This window comes from Halomonas sp. B23F22_20, assembly GCF_043496985.1.
Classification (GTDB): Bacteria; Pseudomonadota; Gammaproteobacteria; order Pseudomonadales; family Halomonadaceae; genus Halomonas.
Genome location: NZ_JBIEKH010000001.1, coordinates 97,567 through 118,421, shown reverse-complemented (window position 1 = coordinate 118,421; position 20,855 = coordinate 97,567). Strand labels below are relative to the sequence as shown.

Genomic DNA, 20,855 nt, shown 5'->3' with positions numbered 1-20,855 from the left:
TCCTGTGTCAGGCGAGACGCTGTTCGCTGTCGGGATCAAAGAGCACCGCACGACGCATGTCGACGCGCAGGCCCAGGCGCTCCCCCGCCGCCACCCGGCAGTCGGGATTCACGCGGGCCGTGATCTCGCCGTCGCCGAGCGGCAGGCGCAGCAGGATATCGGCCCCGGTGGGCTCGACCACGCTGACGGTCGCCGATAGCGGCGTGCCTTCAGCCTGCTCGCCGAGGCGCGCATCTTCCTCGCTGAAGTGCTCGGGACGCAGGCCCAGCGTCAGCGTCCGACCGCAGCATTCGGCCAGGGCGGCGGTCTCGCGGCTCGCCGGCCAGGGCAGCAGCAGGTCGTCGGCGCCGGGCGTCGCCACGCGCAGGCGGTAATCGCCGGGCGTGCCCTCGAGCACCGCCGCGACGAAGTTCATCGACGGTGAGCCCATGAAGCCGGCCACGAAGATATCCACCGGGTCGTTGTAGATCTCGTCGGGACTGCCCATCTGCAGGATCCGGCCGTCACGCATCACGGCGATGCAGTCGGCCAGCGTCATGGCTTCGATCTGGTCGTGGGTCACGTAGACGATGGTGGTGCCCAGACGCTGGTGGAGCTTCTTGATCTCGGTGCGCATCTCCACCCGCAGCTTGGCGTCGAGGTTGGAGAGCGGCTCGTCGAACAGGTAGACCTTGGGCTCGCGGGCCAGCGCCCGGCCCATGGCCACCCGCTGGCGCTGGCCGCCGGAGAGCTGGGACGGCTTGCGCTCGAGCAGATGCGATATCTGCAGCAGGTCGGCGACCCGCTCCACGGCAGCCTCGCGCTCGGCCTTGGGCACCTTGCGCATCTCCAGGCCGAAGGCGATGTTGCCGCGCACCGTCATGCTCGGGTAGAGCGCATAGGACTGGAAGACCATGGCGATGTCGCGCTCGGCGGGGGTGCGCCAGGTGATGTCCTCGCCGCCGATATGAATCTCCCCGGAGGTCACCGGCTCGAGGCCGGCGATGGCGTTCATCAGGGTCGATTTGCCGCAGCCGGAGGGGCCGACCAGGATCAGGAACTCGCCCGAGTCGATGGCCAGGCTGACGTCCTTGAGCACCTGGGTGCTGCCGAAGTCCTTGCAGACCCGCTGGATTTCCAAAGCTGACATGGTGGTTACCTCTTCATTGTTCTATTGCCCCCCTTGCCGGGGAGGTGCTGACGGGTGCCGCGGGCGACGAGAGGCGGACCGCCGTCGCGGGCGCGGCCCCATCGCTTGCCTAGCCCTTGACCGAACCGGCGGTGAGCCCCCGCACGAAATACTTGCCGGCCAGCACATAGACCAGCAGGGTCGGCAGCGCGGCGATCATGGCGGCGGCCATGTCGACGTTGTACTCCTTGACCCCGGTCGAGGTGTTGACCAGGTTGTTGAGCGCCACCGTCACCGGCTGGGTGTCGTGCCCGGAGAAGGCCACCCCGAACAGGAAGTCGTTCCAGATCTGGGTGAACTGCCAGATCACCGAGACCACGATGATCGGCTTGGAGACCGGCAGCAGGATGCGCCAGAAGATGCGGAAGAAACCCGCGCCGTCCAGCTTGGCCGCCGCCACCAGCTCATCGGGGATCGAGACGTAGAAGTTGCGAAAGAACAGCGTGGTGAAGGCGATGCCGAACACCACGTGCACCAGCACCAGTCCGGCCCGGGAGCTGGACAGCCCAAGCCAGCCCAGGGTCTGGGCCATGGGCAGCAGGATGACCTGAAAGGGGATGAAGCAACCGAACAGCATCAGCGCGAACAAGAGCTCCGCCCCCCGGAAGCGCCACTTGGTCAGGGCATAGCCGTTCAAGGCGCCGATCAGGGTCGCGATGACGACCGCCGGGATGACGATGGCGAAGGAGTTCCAGAAGTAGCCGCTCACGCCCTCGCAGCGCATCCCGGTGCAGGCCGAGCCCCAGGCCTTGAGCCAGGGCGCCAGCGTCGGGTTCTCGGGCAGCGTCAGCAGGCTGCCGGCGCCGATCTCGTCGAGGGGCTTGAGCGAGGTCAGCACCATCACCGCCAGCGGCAGCAGATACCACAGCGCGGCGACGACCAGCACCAGCTGCAGCAGCAGGCGCCCGGCACGCGCCGCCGGCGTCCGGGAGCGAATCACGTTATCCATGTCGACGGCTCCGCAGTTCGGAATACAGGTAGGGCACCAGGATCGCCAGCACTCCGCCGAGCATCAGGATGGCGCTGGCCGAGCCCATGCCGATCTGGGCCCGGGTGAAGGCGTGGGCGTACATGAAGGTCGCCGGCAGGTCGGAGGCATAGCCCGGCCCTCCGCCGGTCAGCGCCACCACCAGGTCGAAGCTCTTGATGGCGATGTGCGAGAGGATCATCACCGCGCTGAACACCACCGGCCTCAGGCAGGGCATCACCACCCGCCAGTAGACCCGCGGCAGGCTGGCCCCATCGAGCTGGGCGGCCTTGAGGATGCTATCGTCGATGCCGCGCAGGCCGGCCAGGAACAGCGCCATGACGAAGCCCGAGGCCTGCCACACCGCGGCGATCACCAAGGTGTAGACCGCCATGTCGGGATCCACCAGCCAGTCGAAGGTGAAGGATTCGAAGCCCCAGCCGCGCACCATCGCCTGGATGCCCAGGCCCGGGTTGAGCAGCCACTTCCACACCACCCCGGTGACGATGAACGACAGCGCCATGGGATACAGATAGATCGTACGCAGCACGCCCTCATGGCGGATCCGCTGGTCGAGCAGGATCGCCAGGCCGGCTCCCAGTACCAGGCAGACGCCGACGAACAGCGCGCCGAACACGCCAAGATTGGTGGCCGCCACCCACCAGCGCTCGTTGGCCATCAGCCGCGCATATTGGGCAAAGCCGACGAAGTCGTAGCTGGGCAGCATGCGCGAATTGGTCAGCGAGAGGACAAAGGTCCACAGCATGAAGCCATAGATGAAGCACAGCGAGATCGCCACGGACGGCGCCAGCACCAGCTTGGGCAGCCAGGCCTGGAGCCGCCCCGTGAGACTGGCGCGCGCCGCGGGACGCCCGCCGCGCCGCCAGGCGTCCGCGTGGGTCGAAACGGATTTCATGGGATCACCTCACACTCGAGGAAGGGGCGGCGCCTGCCGTGCAGGCGCCGGACGGAACGCTCAGAGGGCCAGGCTGGCGGCCTGGGCCAGCCGCTCGGCGGCCTGGTCAGCGCTCATGTCGCTCGAGTTGAAGTAGTTGGTGATGATATCGAAGAAGGCCCCCTGGACATCGCTGCGCATGGCCATGCGGTGAGCCATGCTGGGCACCAGGGTGTCGGCGTCGCTGGCGGCCTGGAAGTCGTCCATGGAACGCTTGGCGCAGTCGTCGAAGCCACTCATGTCGAGGTCGGGACGCGCCGGGATCGAGCCCTTGAGCTGGTTGAAGGTCTTCTGGAACTGAGGCTCCAGGACCAGCCGCGCCATGGCGTACTGGGCCTCCCGCGCCGCCTGGTCGCCGAGCTTGAACATCGCGAAGCTGTCGATATTGAAGGTGAAGGCGTCTTCGGTGCCCGGCACCGGCGCACAGCGATAGTCCTCGCCGGCCTGCATGTCGGCGGCGGTGAACTCGCCCTTGGCCCAGTCGCCCATGATCTGCATGGCGGCCTCGCCGTCGATCACCATGCCGGTGGCCAGGTTCCAGTCACGCCCCGGCATGCCCTCGTCCATCAGCTCACGCAGGCGCTTGAAGGTGGTCAGCGCCTCGATCATGGTGTCGCCGGTGAGGGTCTGCTCATCGAGATCGACGAAGGCACGGCGATAGAAGTCACTGCCACCGAGGCTCAGAACCACGCTCTCGAACAGGGTGGCGTCCTGCCAGGGCTGCCCGCCGTGGGCCAGCGGCACGTAGCCCGCCTCGCGAAGCGCATCGCCGGCGGCGAACATCTCGTCCCAACTGGTCGGCATCTCGACCCCGGCATCGGCCAGCACCTCGGGATTGGCCCACAGCCAGTTGACCCGATGGACGTTGACCGGCACCGCCACGTAATGGCCGTCGTGGCGCATCATGTCGGCCACCACCTCGGGCAACAGCGCGTCCCAGTCGCCCTGCTCCGCCACGCCGTCGAGATTGCCGAGCAGGCCGAGCTCGCCCCACTCCTGAATCTCCGGGCCATTGATCTGCGCCGCCGCCGGCGGATTACCGGACATCGCCCGCGACTTGAGTACCGTCATGGCGCTGTCACCGGCCCCGCCGGCCACCGCGAAGTCCTTCCACTGGTGCCCTTCCCCCTCGAGCAGGTCGCGCAGTTCGCCCACGGCCTTGGCCTCGCCGCCGGAGGTCCACCAGTGCAGGACCTCGACCTCGCCGGCCTGGACCTGGCCGGCGCCGAGGGCACCGGCCGCGGTCAGTCCCAGCAGGGCATGGCGGAGTGGGGTGAATCGCATCAATGCGCGCATGTGACGTGCCTCCTGATTGTTGTTGTCTCGACTGCCGCCCGAAACCTTGGCGACTCGCCTCACGCTAGCGCATTCGTGGCATCGATAGGCGTTACCTAATACTGGATAGTGTTGCCGAGGTATTACGAGGTTGAAACATTTCGCCGGGCCAAGGCATCCATGATGTCGTGACAGGCGCCCATGGTGTGGTAGTCGACCTTGCCGGCCGGGCTCTTGACGTCGGAGTAGCGGCGGTTGTCCGGGGTCAGGATGCGATACCAGCCACCGTGGCGATGGTCGATGAAGTGGCGCCAGCTATAGTCCCAGAGCCGTTCGTACCAGCGCCAATAGGCTGACCGGCCGGTGCGTGCCCCGAGCAGCGCCGCCGCCGCCAGGCTCTCGGCCTGCACCCAGAAGTACTTGTCGCCGTCGCAGACCCGCTCCGCCGGATCGAGGCCGTAGACCAGACCACCGTGGCGACGGTCCCAGCCCACCGTGGCGCTGGACAGGAACAATCGCTCGGCGGCGGGCACCAGCCAGGGTTCGGGACGATGGCGCTCCAGCATCACCAGCAGCTTGGCCCACTCGGTCTGGTGACCGACCTGGTAGCCCCAGGGACGAAACAGGTGGGCCGGGTCGTCGCGATTGTAGTCCCAGTCGGGCCGCCACTGGTCGTCGTAGTGCTCCCAGATCCAGCCGTGGGGATGGTCGCGATTGGCCGTCACCATGGCCCGGGCGATGGCCGATGCCTGGTCGAGGAAGACGGCGTCGCCGGTGGCCTCGAAGGCGGCGATCAGCGCCTCGCAGCCGTGCATATTGGCGTTCTGGCCACGATAGGCAGAGACTCGCCAGTGCCGGTCGGCCTCATCGGCGAAGCGCTGCCAGCGCGGTTCCCAGAAGCGTTTCTGCAGCATCCGATGAACGGCATGGAGGCCGTCTCGCGCCTCGTCGATGCCGGCCCGGAGCGCCTCGGCATAGGCCAGCAGCACGAAGGCCAGCCCATAGCAGTGATGGGTGTCGTCCTCGACCACCCCGGCGTCAAGGGTCCAGGCGTAGCCCTGGGTGGCGGTCTGGAAGTGCGCCTGCTCCAGGTAGGCCAGGCCATGTCGGGCCCAGTGGCGATACTCGTCGCCGCCGCCATGGCGAGCGTAGCGGGCGTAGGTCACCACATAGCGGGCACTGGACACCAGGTGGCGGTGCTCGCGGTCGAGGATGGTGCCGTCATCGAGCAGGTAGTGATGGAAACCGCCGTGCGGATCGATGGCGCGGGGATGGTAGAAAGCCATGGTCTTGCGGACATGGGCGGCGAGAAAGTCGCGATCGTAGACGTTCACTGGGCTCCTCCTGAAGGAATATCGGGTCCAGCCTAGCGTGAGCCGGGGGGAATGCCGTATTTCCAAATGCTGCGAAGTGTTACGAGGCCAGCGGGCCAGGACGGGGCAGCTCGAGGCGCACCACCAGCCCTCCGCCGGGAGGGTCGTCGAGCTGCAGCCGCCCGCCGTGGGCCTCGAGGATGTGTCGGGCGATGCCCAGCCCCAGGCCGCTGCCGCCGGTATATCGGCTGCGCGATGGTTCGAGTCGCACGAAGGGCTCGAAGACACGCTCGCGCTGTGCCGCCGGGATGCCCGGCCCATGGTCGCGGATATCGAGACGCAGCGCCCTCTCGTCGTCCGCCAGGCTTACTTCGGCGCGCCGACCATAGAAGACGGCATTCTCCAGCAGGTTGGCCAGGCAGCGCTTGAACGCCAAGGGCTTGACGGTCAGCGGCGCCGCCTCGCCCTCGATCGTCACTTCGCCGCCCTGCAGTCGCAGCTCGCCGGCCAGTTCCTCGAGCAGTTCCCGCGGCTCGATGGCGGCGATCGCCTCATGCATGTCGAGGCCCTTGACCGAATCCAGGGCACCTTTCACCAGCCGGTCGAGCTCGTCGAGGGAGGCGCAGAAACGCTCGCGCTGGGTCGGGTCGTCGAGCATCTCGGCGCGCAGCCGAAGGCGTGTGATCGGCGTCTTGAGGTCGTGGGAAATCGCCGAGAACAGTCGCTCGCGCTCCTCCACCTGATGGCGGATGCGCCGCTGCATGCGATTGAAGGCCGCCGCCGAGGCCGCCACTTCCCGTGGCCCGCCCTCGCCCAGCGGTGGCGCATCCAGGTCGTCGCCGAAGCGCCGCGCCGCGCCGGCCAGCCGCGCCAGGGTACGGGTGGCGCTGCGAATGCCCAGCCACGACAGGCCGATCACGGTCAGCAGTACCACCAGCAGCACGAACAGGCGATCCGCCGACAGCCATTGGCGCGCGTCCAGGCCCTCCGGCACCGGCAACAGGGTCGCCACATACAGCCACTGGTCGGCCTCCAGAGGCAGCTGCACCACCAGAATCGGCTGCGACGGCGGCGCCGTCAGCAGGCTGTGCTGGCCCCAGCGCGGCGGCAGGTCACGCAGCGGCACCTCGTTGTTGAGCAGCCGCAGGGTACCGGGCTCGGAGAAGGCCACCAGGGCGTCGGTGACGCCAAGCTCTGCGCGCAGCACGCCCCGAAAGTTGTCGATCACCAGCCGCGCCTCGGGCCCTGCCCCGGCATCAGACACGGCGATGCGATGATCGTTGACGCTGACGAAGAAGCGCGTGCCGCCCATATCGCGCAGCTGGTCGAGCACGATGTGGCGGTAGCCGTAGGGCAACGAACGGAAGAAGCGCACCGTAGACGCCACGCTGTAGGCGATGTCACGCGACAGCTCATCGAGCCGGGCCAGCCGGCCGTCGCGCACCTGGGCCGTCCAGATGGCATAGCTGGCCAACTGGGCGCCGAGCACGCCGACCAGCATGATCAGCAGGAAGCGGCCACGCAGGGTACGCGGCAGCCAGCGCGCCAGTCGCCTGCGACCGCGTTGCCAGGCGCCGCGGCTCACGCGATCACGTCCACCCGGGCCGCCAGCACGTAGCCCGCGCCGCGCACGGTGCGGATCAGCGCCGAGTGCTGGGCGTCCTCGCCCAGCCGCTGGCGAAGACGGCAGACATGCACGTCGATGGAGCGATCCAGCGGCGGCGCCGGCCGCCCCCGGGTCAGGTCGAACAAGGCATCGCGCGACAGCACCTGCTCGGCGTGGTCAAGGAAGGCCTGCAGCAGCGTGAAATCGGCACCGGAGAGCGCGCTGCGCTCGCCATCGGCGCCGATCAGCTCACGGGTCACGCGATCCAGCCGCCAGTCGCCGAAGGCTACCACCCTGGCCCGCGCCGGGGGAATCGACGATTCCCGGGGTCGGCAGCGCCTCAGCACCGCCTTGACCCGGGCCAGCAGCTCGCGGGGGTTGAAGGGTTTGCCCAGGTAGTCGTCGGCGCCGAGTTCGAGGCCGAGGATGCGATCGGTCTCGTCGGGGCTGGCGGTGAGCATGATGATCGGCAGCTCGCCGTCGCGGCGCACTTCGCGACAGATCGCGAAGCCATCGTCACCGGGCAGCATCAGGTCGACGATCAGCAGGTCGGGACGCTCGGTGGCAAGCAGCCCGCGCAGCGCCACGGCATCTTCCGCTACCAGGGCGCGATAGCCGTGGCGGCCCAGGTAGTCGGCCAGCAGGTCGCGGATTTCCGGGTCGTCGTCGACCACGATCAGGGTAGCGGCGGGGGTTGTCATGTCGGACACCTTACCCGCGCCGCCGTTCTTGGGCGATACCACCAAGGTGGCAGCGCTCAGAGGGCAAAGCGTTCGGCCAGATGGCGCGCCACGCCGCCGTCGGCGTGGTGGCCGATGCGCCGGGCCCCGGGTAGCGTCGCCGCAAGCTCGGGGTGGCCGTTGGCCATGATGTGACCCTCGCCGGCCAGCGCCAACATCTCGGCGTCGTTGAGGTTGTCGCCGAACGCCAGGCAGCGCTCGGCGGGCAGGTCGAGGCGCGCGAGCAGCGCCGTCAGCGCGGTGCCCTTGTTGACGCCCTCGGCCATGATCTCCAGCGAATTGCCCATGGAATAAGTGACGTGCAGCCGCTCGCCGCCGCGCCGCCGCGCCTCCTGCTCGAGCTCGGCGAGATGCCCGGGGTCGCCGATGTAGAGCACCTTGCCGACACCCTCGGGCGAGAGCCGCTCCACCGCCTCCACCCGATAGCCGAACCCGGTGTGGACGTGCAGAGCGAGCAACTCCGGGGCCTCGGCGTCGATCACCCATTCGTCGTCATGATAGAGATTGAGGCGTACCTCGGCGGGGCGCGGCAGCTCGATCAGCTCACGAACCAGCTCGGCCGGCAGGTAGCGAGCCTCGATCAGGGCATCGTCGGGGCCGTGGGTATAGGCTCCGTTGGTGCTGATGATGTGGGCGTCCACGCCGAGCCGGTCACGGAACGCCAGGATATCGCGGTAGTGGCGCCCGGACGCCAGGGCGATATGGTGGCCCCGGGCCGACAGGGCGCGGAAGGTCTCGACGGTATCGTCCGCCAGGGCGTGATCCGCGCCGAGCAGGGTACCGTCGAGGTCCGTGACGATCAGGTGGGGCGTCATGCCTTGTCCTCACTCGATGAATAGGCGGCCAGTCTAGCAGCCCGTCGCACCGCATGCCGCCCGGCACAAGCGGCACGACGGGCCATGCGCTAGAGCGAAACGGAACGGCTGTGACGCTGACCATCGCGGCTGACGGTGCGCATCAGTACGTCATCATCGACCTCGGGGCGTGCCACGTCGTCGTAGGTTCGCCAGGTCTCACCGCCGTCAAGCGATATCTCGATGGTGACGCCTGGCAGCGCCACGTTGGCGAGCAGCCGGCCCTCCTCGATCCTGCCGCCGGGCAGCGGCAGCCGATAGGCGATACCCGCCGCCTCGAGCCGCGGTAACTCACGTTGCCCCAGCAGGTTGGCGAAGCGCTGCCAATCGCTCATCAGTGCCTGACGAGCGACATGCTCGGTGACACCGCCCTCGTAGGTTCGCCCCGCCACCGGGTCGAGCTCCCAGTCGGCGCGGTGCCAGGCACGCTCGGCCAGCGCCAGCAGGCGAGGGAAGACCATCGATTCCATCTGCTCCTCGGTGCGCACCGTCTCGCTCCAGGCCTGGCCGGACAGCCCGTGGGCGCCCTCCCAGGCCGGCTGGCTCTCGGCGGAGAAGGCCTTGCCATCACGATCCCGGGAAGTCTCGGCATTCTGCGCCAGGCTCGAGGCGGAAAACGAAAACACCTTGCGGGTATCGGTGAAGCGCGTCGCCCAGTAGTACCCCCGCTCATGAGGATTGACCTCGTAGGGCATGTCGAAATAGAGGTAATCCGGATTGGAGAGCACCACGTCGTAGCCACGCTGCTGCCAGTCGACGGCCGATTCGCTGCCTCCCCAATAGAGGGTCTCCCAGAAGTTCACCGCGACACGTTCGGTCGTAAAGTCGTCGGCATGAGCCACATCCTTGAGGCCGTCCTGCCAGGCCGACATGCCCTCGATGCCGTGCTCGGCGACCAGGTCATTGACGTGGCGGGCAAAATAGCTCGGCAGTTGCTCGACCGAGTCCACCTCCCCTTCGACCACCAGTCGCTGGCAGGTCGGCGAGGCCTCCCACGGATGATCCTCGCCGCTCTGGTCGACGGTGCCTTTCCAGTCCACCGGCTCGGCGGCGTCGACATCCTGGAAGCCGTTGCCCAGCAGGATGTTCTTGGCCTCGTCGCCGCCATAGTGCCAGGTGCGCAACGCTAACCCCGCCTCGCGATGCATCGACGTCACCTCGCCGATCACCTTGTCGACGAATCGCAGCGAGGCATCGCGACAGGGGTTGAGATAACTTTGGCGATCATAGAGCTGCACCGAGAGCGTCTTCGAGGTGTCTTCCGGGTCCAGCAGACGGTACTCGTTGGCCGCCTCCTCGTCACCGTCGGCCATCAACCGACGGTAGCGCGCCTCCATGGCCACCACTGCCGCTCGGGCGTGGGCCGGCATGTCGATCTCGGGAATCACCTCGATATGGCGCGCCTTGGCATAGCGCAGGATCTCGATGTAATCCTCGCGACTGAAGTGGCCACTGCCATGGGTCTCGCGAGTCGGCCCAGAGCCGAGCTGGGGCAGCAGACAATCATTCTCATCCAGATCGTGACAACGTTCTCCCCCCACCTCGGTCAATTCCGGCAGGCCAGGAATTTCCAGCCGCCATCCCTCGTCATCGCTGAGGTGGAAGTGGAAACGGTTGAGCTTGTAGGCCGCCATCCGGTCGAGCAGTCGGAGCACCGAGGCCTTGTCCTTCATGTTCCGCGCCACGTCCAGCATCATGCCGCGATAGTCGAAACGCGGCGCATCCTCGATCTCCAGTGCCGGCAGGTGGCCGTCGGCCCCCAGCGCCCCCAGCAGCGACTGCACGCCGTAGAAGGCGCCGGCGGCATCGAAGGCGGTGATGCTCGCCCCCCGAGCATCGGAGCTGAGCCGATAGGCTCCCTCCCGGGCCAGTTCTCCCTCGAAGCCGTCTGCCGCCAGCCGCACCTCGATCGGCCACCCCCCGCCATCGCGCAGCGCGATGCCGCGTCGCGAGAAGTACGTCTCCAGGGCCGATCGACTGGCCGCCGACATGGCCGGCGCATCGAGCACGACGCCAGCGGCGAGATCGGCCTCGGCGGCACCGACCTCGAGGTGACGCGGCGATGGCACGATTCCGCCGCGCAGCGACGCTGCCGGCATGGGACTGGCCACTGAGTTGCGCTCGAAGCGCGTCGCCGCCTTCATCACCACATTGGCGTCATCCGGGGTGCGCTTGACACGCTCCCCGGCGATCGGCGCCACGAAGTCGCCGATGTTCTCCGTCGACGTGCTGTCGAGAGTGGCGGTCGCCTCCCCCACTGCGATATACCAGCGTGGCATGACATCGGTCATGAACAGCTGCCAGTACTCCCCGACCACCGGAATCTCGAGGCGCTCTCCCGCCGCCAGACCGCCGAAGCCGGCGGCGGGCTCGAGCCGGTTGAGATCGCCGGTCAGGTGCTCGATGTCGACCCGATCGCTGTCGACGCGCAGCAGTCGACGTATGCTCGGAAAATAGATCGCCCAGTCATCGTGCTCGATAGCGGAGCCGCGGTTGGTCAAGCCGATGGTGGCAGTAAAGCAGGAGGCATAATCGGCGCCCAGGGATTGGCAATCGATGCCGTGGACGGAGGCATGGTTGGCGTTGATGCGATAATCGACCTCGAGTTGATCGGCCAGGCGCTCGGCCAGAGCCCGATCACCCTCGGCCTGGGCCTGCCCGACGCCGGGCAACGCCAGCAAGGACAGCGCCCCGGCCATGAGCCAGCGACGACGGGCGAGTGCGGTGGCGAGGGGGCGTCGAACGAACCCATGCATCGGGCGAGTCATGTTCGTGGTCATCATGCTTGTTCCTTTTGTCATGAAATGGCCATGGAAAAGACATCGGCATGCCCGGAGGCGCGCCTCCGGACACGATCGGGGCGTTACAGCAGGGAGAACGGCGCCACGATCAAGAACTTCACGTCGCGCTCGTCCTGAAAGGCGTTCTTGAAACCGCCCTCGCCCCAGGAGGCGTAATCGGTGCGGTTGTCATAGTCGGTGTAGTGCAGCTGGAAACGAGTGCCCTCGGCCCAGCCGTCCTGCACGACGTAATGCACATCGACGTTCCAGGCCCGTTCACTGAAGCGGCGATCCGGATCGGCATAGCCCGCATAGGGTTTCGCGCCCCAGCCATAGGCGTAGGACACGCCCAGGGCCCACCCCGGCAGCGACCAGCCATCGAGGGCGTATTCGACGCCGGCATAGATCGCCTTCTCATCGTGGTGATTCCAGTCCGAGCGAGCGTCCCACCAGATATCGAGGCGTCCGTTGGACGAGGCATAGGGCGTGGTCATGCGCGGGACGAAATACCCCTGCGAGCCGGGGGCTCGCACCCAGGAGAACTCCAGATTCCAATCGAAGGGCCCACGACTGTAGCTAGCCGTCATGGCCTGCTGCCAGGCGGTGCCGTCATAGACGTCGTTTACCGAGCCGTCGCTGTGGCTATCGTTCGCGCCATAGAACTGATAACTCAGGGAAAGGGGCGAGCCGGCCAGCTCGGTATCCCAGGACACCTTGGCGAAGCCCTGGTTCATGTAGTCGTGGGCCTGGCCAATCGCGGCCTCGAGTGTCACACCATCCTCGAAACGGTAGGACGCCCCCAGGGAATGCAGGTAATCGATCTTCCGATCATCGGGCTGACGGAATTCATAGACATCGCGGTACCAGGGCGCCTTGTAGGCATCGGCATAGACATAGCTCAGCGCCACACCGCCGATCTCGGTGCCGACTTCCGCGCCCCGATAGGTGCCCGGCAGATAAGACCAGTTGGGGGCGATGACGCTGGTTCCCTGGGGCTGTAGATACCCCATCCGCGCCCAGCTATCGCCCAGCTTCAGCTTGAGGGCGGCACGGTACAGGCTCGCGCCGTTCTCCTCCTTGCCATCCCACCGCTCGTCCCACAGGGTATCGGCCGGCCGGAAGTTGAATTCCGTGCCCTGGTGTTGATTCTGGAAGTCATAGGCCGCGAAGGCCGCCAGATCCAGCCCCACCACGCCCCCGGCATAGCCGCTGGAGAAGTCGAGCGCCAGATTGGCGGTGGAGTGCTGGAGGTTGGAAGCGTAACGCCCGGGTTGCCCCTCGCCGTTGGCGCCCCTGCCGCCCTCGCGGCGGTCGCGATCGCGGTAGATGTAATAAAGGTTGGCGTCGAGGCTCGCGTTTTCCCAGAAGCCTTCGGTCTCCACCTGGGCCAGTGCCGGTGTCAGCGAGGGCCATAGCGATAACGCCACGACACTCACCAGCAGGCGGCGTCGGCCGCGCCCGCCGATGAGCGACGTCGACACGGCGCAATGACGATGAAACGACTGCATCGTTGTCTCCTTGGCTTGTTGGCATTGTTGTGTGGACATCTCGGTTGTCATGGGCCCGACCGGGCCCGGCTCGACGGTCTCCCTCCGCCGAGTGCTGGCGCGCAGGCACCCGCCACGGCCCCGAGAGGCCATGCTGGATGACAAGGCGAAAGGATGGCGGCCGGACACGGCCGCCGGAGAAACGCTCCGCTAGGAACGCGGAGCGACGGGAATGACGGTCAGTCGCGCACCGACAGGGAAGCAGCGATGGTGCCCGCCTGGTCGCCGACCACCAGGTGCCAGGCGCCCTGCCCCAGCGACTGCATGCCCCGGCAGCCCAGGGCCTCGAGGGCCGCACCGTCCAGCCGGTCCTCGTCGGCCAGCTCGACGCGCAGCCGGCTATAGGCCAGGGCCTCCAGGCGACGCAGGTTGTCCACGCCTCCGAGGGCCTCGCGCCAGCGCTCGAGCCGCTCGGCATCCGGCACCGGAGTGGCGACCTGCGCGTCGCGCTCGGTGTCGCCCGACGTGTCCGGCGAAGCGTCATCGGGAGCCGCCAGGCCGGCACCCGCCACGGCGGCGCGGATCTCGTCGGCTACGCCGTCGGCGATCGGGCCGAGGATCACCTGCAGGCCGCCGCCACCCAGCTTGAGCACGCCACGCGATCCCAGGGACTTGAGCGCGGGCTCGTCGATGGCGCCGGCATCGGCGAGCACCAGGCGCAGCCGGGTGGTGCAGGCGCCGACGCTCGTCAGGTTGTTCGCCCCACCGAGGGCGGCAACGAAGGCCGGGCCGCGTTCGCCGATGGCCGCGGGCGCCGCCTCGGCGGCCTCGTCCTCGGGCTCGCGGCCCGGCGTCGGCAGGTCGAAGCGCACGATGGTCCAGCGAAACACCATGTAGTAGAGGGCGGCATAGGCCAGCCCCACCGGCAGCATCAGCCAACCGTGGGTGGACAGTCCGTAGGACAGTGCATAGTCGAAGGCCCCGGCGGAGAAGGTGAAGCCGAGCTTGACGTCCAGCCAGTGCATCAGCGCCATGGACACCCCGGTCATCACCGCGTGGAAGACGTAGAGCAGCGGCGCCAGGAACATGAAGGTGAACTCGATGGGCTCGGTCACCCCGGTGAGGAAGGCAGTCAGCGCCAGTGACAGCAGCAGGCCGCCCACCTGGGCGCGGCGGCCGCGCGGCGCAGCGTGGTACATGGCCAGCGCCGCGGCCGGCAGGCCGAACATCATCACCGGGAAGAAGCCGGCCATGAAGCCCCCGGCAGTGGGATCGCCGGCGAAGAAGCGATTGAGGTCGCCGGTGGCGCCGTCGAAGCTGCCGAACACGAACCATACGAAGCTGTTGAGCACGTGGTGCAGGCCGGTGACGATCAGAAGCCGATTGAGCGCGCCGTAGACGAACTTGCCGAACTCCCCGGCCTCGATCAGCCAGTGGCCCAGGCCATCGATGCCGGCCTGGATAGTCGGCCAGGCCCAGCCGAAGACGATGCCGAGGCCCACGGCCGCCAGTCCGGTGGCGATGGGCACAAAGCGCCGGCCGCCGAAGAAGGCCAGGTAGTCCGGGAGCTGGATCGCCTTGTAGCGGTTGTAGAGCAGGCCCGCCACGCTGCCGATGATCACCCCGGCCAGCACCCCCATGTTGATGTCAGGGTTGAGGGTCTTGAGCACGGCGTCCAGCACCAGATAGCCGATCACCCCGGCCAGGCCGGCGGCGCCGTTGTTGTCGTCGGCAAAGCCCACCGCCAGGCCGATGGCAAAGATCAGCGCCAGGTTGGCGAAGATGGCATTGCCGGCCTCGGCGACGAAGGCGATGTCGAGCAGGTCCGGCTGGCCCAGGCGCAGCAGCAGGCCGGCCACCGGCAGCACGGCGATGGGCAGCATCAGCGAGCGGCCCAGCCGTTGCAGGCCGGCCATGAGTCGGGAACCGAGGGTGGTGCTCATGAGGGCATCCTCTCGTGGGTTGTTGTTGTGGTACGAGTGACATCCGCGGCGAACCAGGCCGAAAGGCGCTCGCGTACCGCAGCGGCATCGTCGAGGGTCAGCAGCTCGGGGATCGTCCCGGCCAGGGCCGCGGCGTCCAGGCGACGCAGCGCGGCCTTGATCGCCGGCACCCGGGCCGGCTCCACCGAGAGCTCGTCGACGCCCAGCGCCGCCAGCAGCGGTGCGGCCAGATCGTCGCCGGCGGCGGCGCCGCACACCCCCACCGGACAGCGCCCGGCGGCGCCCTCCACGGTGGCGCGGATCAGCGTCAGCACCGCCGGATGCAGCACGTCGGCGCGGGCCGCTAGCCCGGGATCCTCGCGGTCCATGGCCAGGGTGTACTGGGTCAGATCGTTGGTGCCGATGGACAGGAAGTCGGCCTCGGCGGCGAGACGCCTGGCACACAGGGCGGCGCTCGGCACCTCGATCATGGCGCCCAGCGCCGGCAGCCGGGTCAGGCCCAGCGACTCGCCGAGTCGCTCGAGGCGCTCGCGCACCCGGGCCAGTTCACCGGCGTCGCCGATCATCGGCACCATGATGCGCAGCCGCTCCGGGGCCGTGACGCCGAGCAGCGCGCGCAGCTGGGCGTCGAGCAGCTCGGGATGACTCTCCCACAGCCGCGAGCCGCGCAGGCCCAGCGCCGGGTTGGGCGCCTGGGGCAGGCGCAGGTAGGGCAGCTGCTTGTCGGCGCCTATGTCGAGGGTACGGATGATCACCGGCTTGCCGCCCAGGGCGTCCACCGCGGCCTGGTACTCGCCGCACTGGTCGGTCTCGCTGGGTGCCGCGGACCGTTCGAGGAACAGGAACTCGCTGCGCATCAGGCCGATGCCGTCGGCGCCGGCCTCGGCGGCCAGCCGCGCCTCGTCGGCGGAGCCGATATTGGCGCCCACCTCAATCTCGCGACCGTCGCGGGTGACGGCCGGCTCATGGGCGGCGGCACGCTCCCGGGCGGCGCGTTCGGCGCGCTCGGCGATGGCCGCCTCGACCTCGGCCAGGCGCGCGGCACTCGGTGCCGGCTCGAGCAGCCCGGCTTCGGCATCGAGCACGGCCCGCTCGCCGTCGAGCTCGCCGATGCACTGGCCCATGGCCACCAGGCAGGGGATGCCACGGGCCCGGGCCAGGATCGCCACGTGGGAGGTGGTACCACCGGCGGAGAGGCACAGCCCGGCCGGGCGGGCCTCGGCCAGGGCCACCAGCTCGGAGGGGGTAAGATCCTCGGCGAGCACGATGGCCCCGGCGGGCACCTCGGGGGCCGCTGCCTCGGCCTCGGCGAACTCGGCCATCACCCGGCGCTGCAGGTCGCGCAGGTCGGCGACGCGTCCGGCGAGCAGCGGGTTGCCGCTGTCGACCAGGCGCTCGGCCTCGGCATCCAGTGCCTCACGCCAGGCCTGACCGGCGCTGCGGCCCGCGGCGAGATGATCGTCTGCCGCCCGACGCAGGTCGGGATCCTCCAGCCAGGCCTGGTGGGCGGCGAAGATCTCCGCCTCGGCCTCCTGGCCGGCCGCCCGGGCGCGCCGATACTCGGCATCGAGGTCGTCGCCCACCGTTTCCAGGGCGCGGGTCAGGCGCGGCGCCTCGACCGACTGACCCTCGCCATCCCGCGGCACCCGGGGCAACGCCGGGGTGTAGGCGACCAGCGGGCCGATCGCGAGGCCAGTGCTCGCCACCAGCCCGGGATACTGGCCGTCGGCGGCCTCGGCGAGGCTCGCCTGGAGCGCGGGGGCAGGCTCGGCCGCCTCGGGCGTGGTCAGCAGCCGCTGGGCGTCGTCCAGGGCCGCCTCTGCCCCCTCGCCCCGCGCCGTCAGCGTCAAGGCGGTGCCCTCGACCGCGCCCAGGTTCATCAGCGCGCTTAGGCTGTCGGCCGACGCCTCGCCGTCCGCCGAGGCCACCGTCAGGCTCGCCCCGTGTTCCCGGGCAATGCCCCGCAGCCGCGCAGCCGGTCGAGCGTGCAGGCCGGCGGCCAGCGCCAGGACCAGTTCGCAAGAGCGGGTCGGCCCATCGGCCACAGCGGGCGACGCGTGCTGCTGCGTCTGAGTCAGAGTCAGCAGCGCGTCGCCCTGGGCCACGCGCTGTCCGCTGGCCCGCTCGCCCGACGCGATCCGGTAGCCGGCAGGCTCGGTGACCACCAGTGGGGTGATCAGGGCCTTGGCCCGACGGGCCAACAGGTCGGGGTCGAAGCGGCACAGCAGCTGGCCGGCTGCCACCCGATCGCCGGTCGCGACGGCAAGCTCGATGCCCTCGCCGTCCAGTTCGACGGTATCCAAGCCCAGATGCAGCAATAGCTCGACGCCCTCGGCGGTACGCAGGGTCACGGCATGGCGGGTCCGGGCACACTGCACCACCTCGCCGTCGCAGGGCGCATGGAGGGTATCGCCGAGCGGGTCCAGGGCGATGCCCTCGCCCAGCGCCAGGCCGGCGAAGACCGGGTCCGGCACCGCGTGCAGGGGCAGCAGCACGCCGTCGCACGGCGCCTGCAGGGTCAGGGATGGGGTAGGCATGGAAGTCTCCATGGGGTGTTGTTGTGAGTTGTGAGCCTTAGAGAAGCGCGGATTCATGTCGCGGGCGATGAGAGGCTGGCCGCCGCCGGAGCGCAACAACCTGAGTTGACGGGGCCAGGATGGCTAGGTTCGTTGCATACCAACCTACGCACGTCCCACATCCATGTGAGTCGTCGAGCGCAGCAATAAATCCGTGCTTGCCTAGTAAGTGCGGGTGACCTTGCGCAAGTGGCGAGGACGGTCCGGATCGCTACCCCGGGCCTCGGCCAGCCCGGCGGCCATGGCATAGAAGCTCTGGATCACCGACAGCGGCTGCAGGTCGTCGTGGCCGGCGTCGGTCAGGGTCAGGTGGCGCCGGGCAACGCCCGCATCGGCGGCCAGCAGCACCCGGGCGCCCACGCCCTCGAGCCACGCCGCCAGCTCCAGTAGCCCGGCTTGCTCGGCGCCGCGCGGCGCGAACACCAGCACCGGATAGCCCTCCTCGATCAGCGCCATGGGGCCGTGGCGCACCTCGGCGCCGCTGAACGGTTCGGCCTGGATGGCGCAGGTCTCCTTGAACTTGAGCGCCGCCTCCTGGGCCACCGCCAGGCCGGGGCCGCGACCGATCACCATCATCCGCTCGACGCCGACCAGGGCCTCGATGGCCGGCGACCAGTCCTGCCCGGCCGCCTCGCTCAGGCGGTCTGGCAGCACCTCGAGCGCCGCCAGCAACGCCTCGTCGCCAGCCCAGTGGCCGACCAGTTGGGCGCCGGCGGACAGCGTCGCCAGGTAGCTTTTGGTGGCCGCCACGCTGAGCTCCTCCCCGGCGAACAGCGCCACCTCGTCGTCGCTGGCCTCTCCCAGCGGCGACTCGGGGGTGTTGACCAGCGCCAGGGTGCGGGCACCGCCGGCGGCCAGGGCCCGCTGGGCGGTGATCAGGTCGGGGCTCTGCCCCGATTGGGAGATCGCCACCGCCAGCTGACCGGACAGCCGCCAGGGCGCGCCGGCAAGCGACGGCGGCAACGAGGCCACCGGGATGCCCAGGTGCTTCATGACCAGATAGCCCAGATAGGCCGCGGCGTGGTCGGAACTGCCACGGGCCACGGTCAGCGCGCCGCTCGGCGCCGCCTCGCGCAGGCGGCTTCCTAGCGCGGCCATGACCTCGGCGTTGCGTTGCAGCTGTCCGCGGATCCGTTCGGGCGCGTTGCGGGCTTCGTCAAGCATCAGTGACATGGGGTTCTCCTTCGATGCGCCGGCCCGCCACGTGGACGGCCTGCAGGTTGAGTTCAGGGTCCAGCACCACCAGGTCGGCCCGGGCACCCTCGGCCAGGCGGCCCAGATCCTGGCGGCCGAGGAAGTCGGCGGGAAAGCGCGACAGCCGATCCGAGGCCTCGGCCAGCGTGAGGCCGAGGTTCACCAGGTTGCGCAGCGCCTGGTCCATGGTCAGGGTGCTGCCGGCCAGGGTGCCGTTGGCCAGGCGCACGCCGCCCAGGCATTTGGTGACGGCCTGCTCGCCGAGCCGGTAGTCGCCGTCGGGCATGCCCGCCGCGGCGGTGGAGTCGGTCACCGCATAGAGATAGGGAATGCTGCGCAGGGCGGCGCGAATGGCACCGGGATGCACGTGCAGCAGGTCGGGGATCAGCTCGGCGTAGTCGGCATGGGCCAGGGCCGCGCCGACCATGCCGGGCTTGCGGTGATGCAGCCCGCTCATGGCGTTGAACAGGTGGGTGAAGCCGCAGGCGCCGTGCTCAAGCGCCGCCACCCCTTCCTCGTAGCTGCCCAGGGTGTGGCCGAGCTGCACGCGGATGCCGCGCTCGCTGAGCTCGCGGATCAGGGTCAGGTGGCCGGCCAGCTCCGGGGCCAGGGTCAGCAGGCGGATCGGCGCCAGCCGGCACAGCGACTCGACCTCCTCGAGCAGGCCGGGGCGCGCATGGGACGGCTGGGCGCCGAGCTTGCCGGGATTGATGTAGGGGCCTTCCAGGTGCACGCCGAGCACGCCGGCGGCGTCCGGCGCCGGGTCGCGCAGGTAGTCGCCGATGTCGCCGAGCACGCGGCGAATTTCGGCGTCCGGGGCGGTCATGGTAGTGGCCAGCAGGCCGGTGGTGCCGAAGCGCACATGGGTGCGCGCCACGGTGGCCAGGGCCGCGCCGCCTTCCATCACGTCCGCCCCGCCGCCGCCGTGCACGTGCAGGTCGAGGAAGCCGGGCAGGATACGCGGCAGGTCGTTGTCGTCGGGATCTACCGGTGCCTCTGGCAGCGCGGCGAGGCGCCCGTCGCGCCAGCACAGCTCGCCGAGCCGCCAGCCGTCGGGGGTCAGGACATTGCCGTAGAGCTTGCCTTCGTACATGGGGGCTTCCTCTCAGCGGGTGAGTTCGACCACGAAGTCGTAGTAGTCGGTGCGACAGTAGGTGACGGTCAGCTCCGCCGGGGTGCCGTCGGCGAGATAGCCCAGGCGGGTCACCTCGAGCAGCGCCTGCCCCTCGGGGACCTCCGCCAACCGGGCCAGCTCGGCGTCGGCGTTGATCGCGCTGACGTGCTGCAGGGCCCGCGCCACGCTGTGGCCGCCGGCGTCCAGGGTGGCGTAGAGCGAACTCTCCACCGTCTCGGGGTCGGTGAGGATCGCTTGGGGAAGGCAGCTCTCCTCCACCGCCATCACCACGCCATCGGCCAGGCGCAGGCGCTTGAGCCGGGAGACCCGGGCGTCGCCGGCGAGTCCAAGGCGCAAGCTCTCCTCGGCGGTGGGCGCGGCCAGCGTGCGTGACAACCAACGCGAGGTCGGCATGAAGCCGCGCTGGGTGAGCATCTCGGTGAAGCTCACCAGTCGGGTCAGTGGCTGGTTGAGGCGCGGGGTGATGAAGGTTCCCGATCCGCGCGTGCGGCGAATCAGGCCCAGCTCGGCCAGCCGGTCCAGCGCCTTGCGGGCGGTAATGCGTGACACATCCAGCGCCTCGGCCAGGGCCCGTTCGGAAGGCAACGCCTCGCCGGCCAGCCAGGCGCCGGCTTCGATGGCGCGTTCGAGCCCGCTGGCCAGCTGGTGATAGAGCGGCGTCGGCAGCGAGGTATCGAGATGAAGCTGTTGCAGGCGGGCATCCATTGGGCGGTCTCGTCTTGGCATCTTGATAGTACCAATGTAGACCACCAACAATACCAATTAAATACCAATCGTCTTAGACCTTGGTCCGAGGCCTCCCCCGAGCGCTGGCCGGCGACGCTCCTCGCCCTCCTCGCGACGGCAGGGAGGGATACCGGCC

The 20,855-nt window shown here is 68.9% G+C and carries 15 protein-coding genes; all 15 read right to left on the bottom strand.

Features of this window, described 5'->3' with window-relative positions; translation table 11 throughout:
* Window positions 1-7: 7 nt before the first annotated feature.
* Window positions 8-1,129 carry an ABC transporter ATP-binding protein gene (locus ACGTN6_RS00525; RefSeq protein ID WP_394589286.1) on the bottom strand — a complete coding sequence of 374 codons (1,122 nt, stop codon included), beginning with the start codon at window positions 1,127-1,129 and terminating at the stop codon, window positions 8-10.
* Between the two features lie 109 nt (window positions 1,130-1,238).
* Window positions 1,239-2,117, bottom strand: a complete 879-nt coding sequence (locus tag ACGTN6_RS00520; protein WP_394589285.1) for a carbohydrate ABC transporter permease — start codon at window positions 2,115-2,117, stop codon at window positions 1,239-1,241.
* Window positions 2,110-3,051: a carbohydrate ABC transporter permease gene (locus ACGTN6_RS00515; RefSeq protein WP_394589284.1), complete on the bottom strand. Its 942-nt coding sequence runs from the start codon at window positions 3,049-3,051 to the stop codon at window positions 2,110-2,112. The genes ACGTN6_RS00520 and ACGTN6_RS00515 overlap by 8 nt, the downstream gene beginning before the upstream one ends.
* 60 nt (window positions 3,052-3,111) lie before the next feature.
* Window positions 3,112-4,386, bottom strand: coding sequence for an ABC transporter substrate-binding protein (locus ACGTN6_RS00510; protein ID WP_394589283.1), 1,275 nt, complete (start codon window positions 4,384-4,386; stop codon window positions 3,112-3,114).
* Window positions 4,387-4,508: 122 nt separating this feature from the next.
* A complete protein-coding gene (locus ACGTN6_RS00505; RefSeq protein ID WP_394589282.1) occupies window positions 4,509-5,699 on the bottom strand; it encodes an AGE family epimerase/isomerase in 1,191 nt (396 codons plus the stop codon).
* Between the two features lie 79 nt (window positions 5,700-5,778).
* Window positions 5,779-7,263, bottom strand: coding sequence for an ATP-binding protein (locus ACGTN6_RS00500; RefSeq protein WP_394589281.1), 1,485 nt, complete (start codon window positions 7,261-7,263; stop codon window positions 5,779-5,781).
* Window positions 7,260-7,985: a response regulator gene (locus ACGTN6_RS00495; RefSeq protein WP_394589280.1), complete on the bottom strand. Its 726-nt coding sequence runs from the start codon at window positions 7,983-7,985 to the stop codon at window positions 7,260-7,262. Before ACGTN6_RS00495 ends, ACGTN6_RS00500 begins: the two co-directional genes overlap by 4 nt.
* A gap of 56 nt (window positions 7,986-8,041) precedes the next feature.
* Complete coding sequence (locus ACGTN6_RS00490; RefSeq protein ID WP_394589279.1) at window positions 8,042-8,839, bottom strand: HAD family hydrolase; 798 nt, start codon at window positions 8,837-8,839, stop codon at window positions 8,042-8,044.
* A gap of 89 nt (window positions 8,840-8,928) precedes the next feature.
* On the bottom strand, window positions 8,929-11,661 hold the full coding sequence (locus ACGTN6_RS00485; protein ID WP_394589278.1) for a beta-N-acetylhexosaminidase: 2,733 nt from the start codon (window positions 11,659-11,661) through the stop codon (window positions 8,929-8,931).
* An 80-nt stretch (window positions 11,662-11,741) separates the two neighbouring features.
* The gene (locus ACGTN6_RS00480; RefSeq protein ID WP_394589277.1) at window positions 11,742-13,166 is read right to left on the bottom strand and encodes an OprD family outer membrane porin; all 1,425 of its coding nucleotides are present in this window, start codon (window positions 13,164-13,166) and stop codon (window positions 11,742-11,744) included.
* Between the two features lie 218 nt (window positions 13,167-13,384).
* The gene (gene nagE, locus ACGTN6_RS00475; protein WP_394589276.1) at window positions 13,385-15,088 is read right to left on the bottom strand and encodes an N-acetylglucosamine-specific PTS transporter subunit IIBC; all 1,704 of its coding nucleotides are present in this window, start codon (window positions 15,086-15,088) and stop codon (window positions 13,385-13,387) included.
* A complete protein-coding gene (gene ptsP, locus ACGTN6_RS00470; protein WP_394589275.1) occupies window positions 15,085-17,625 on the bottom strand; it encodes a phosphoenolpyruvate--protein phosphotransferase in 2,541 nt (846 codons plus the stop codon). The genes nagE and ptsP overlap by 4 nt, the downstream gene beginning before the upstream one ends.
* Window positions 17,626-17,826: 201 nt before the next feature.
* On the bottom strand, window positions 17,827-18,837 hold the full coding sequence (locus ACGTN6_RS00465) for an SIS domain-containing protein (RefSeq protein ID WP_394589274.1): 1,011 nt from the start codon (window positions 18,835-18,837) through the stop codon (window positions 17,827-17,829).
* On the bottom strand, window positions 18,821-19,951 hold the full coding sequence (gene nagA / locus ACGTN6_RS00460; protein WP_394589273.1) for an N-acetylglucosamine-6-phosphate deacetylase: 1,131 nt from the start codon (window positions 19,949-19,951) through the stop codon (window positions 18,821-18,823). The genes ACGTN6_RS00465 and nagA overlap by 17 nt, the downstream gene beginning before the upstream one ends.
* Window positions 19,952-19,963: 12 nt before the next feature.
* Complete coding sequence (locus ACGTN6_RS00455) at window positions 19,964-20,698, bottom strand: GntR family transcriptional regulator (protein WP_394589272.1); 735 nt, start codon at window positions 20,696-20,698, stop codon at window positions 19,964-19,966.
* Between the last annotated feature and the right edge of the window lie 157 nt (window positions 20,699-20,855).

Excerpts from the sequence above, each read along its gene's own strand:
- ACGTN6_RS00490 (WP_394589279.1), bottom strand. The coding sequence starts at position 8,839 with ATGACGCCCCACCTGATCGTCACGGACCTCGACGGTACCCTGCTCGGC.
- ACGTN6_RS00520 (WP_394589285.1), bottom strand. The coding sequence starts at position 2,117 with ATGGATAACGTGATTCGCTCCCGGACGCCGGCGGCGCGTGCCGGGCGC.
- ACGTN6_RS00525 (WP_394589286.1), bottom strand. The coding sequence starts at position 1,129 with ATGTCAGCTTTGGAAATCCAGCGGGTCTGCAAGGACTTCGGCAGCACC.
- ACGTN6_RS00510 (WP_394589283.1), bottom strand. The coding sequence starts at position 4,386 with ATGCGCGCATTGATGCGATTCACCCCACTCCGCCATGCCCTGCTGGGA.
- ACGTN6_RS00485 (WP_394589278.1), bottom strand. The coding sequence starts at position 11,661 with ATGATGACCACGAACATGACTCGCCCGATGCATGGGTTCGTTCGACGC.
- ACGTN6_RS00480 (WP_394589277.1), bottom strand. The coding sequence starts at position 13,166 with ATGCAGTCGTTTCATCGTCATTGCGCCGTGTCGACGTCGCTCATCGGC.
- ptsP (WP_394589275.1), bottom strand. The coding sequence starts at position 17,625 with ATGCCTACCCCATCCCTGACCCTGCAGGCGCCGTGCGACGGCGTGCTG.
- nagA (WP_394589273.1), bottom strand. The coding sequence starts at position 19,951 with ATGTACGAAGGCAAGCTCTACGGCAATGTCCTGACCCCCGACGGCTGG.
- ACGTN6_RS00465 (WP_394589274.1), bottom strand. The coding sequence starts at position 18,837 with ATGTCACTGATGCTTGACGAAGCCCGCAACGCGCCCGAACGGATCCGC.
- nagE (WP_394589276.1), bottom strand. The coding sequence starts at position 15,088 with ATGAGCACCACCCTCGGTTCCCGACTCATGGCCGGCCTGCAACGGCTG.
- ACGTN6_RS00515 (WP_394589284.1), bottom strand. The coding sequence starts at position 3,051 with ATGAAATCCGTTTCGACCCACGCGGACGCCTGGCGGCGCGGCGGGCGT.
- ACGTN6_RS00495 (WP_394589280.1), bottom strand. The coding sequence starts at position 7,985 with ATGACAACCCCCGCCGCTACCCTGATCGTGGTCGACGACGACCCGGAA.
- ACGTN6_RS00455 (WP_394589272.1), bottom strand. The coding sequence starts at position 20,698 with ATGGATGCCCGCCTGCAACAGCTTCATCTCGATACCTCGCTGCCGACG.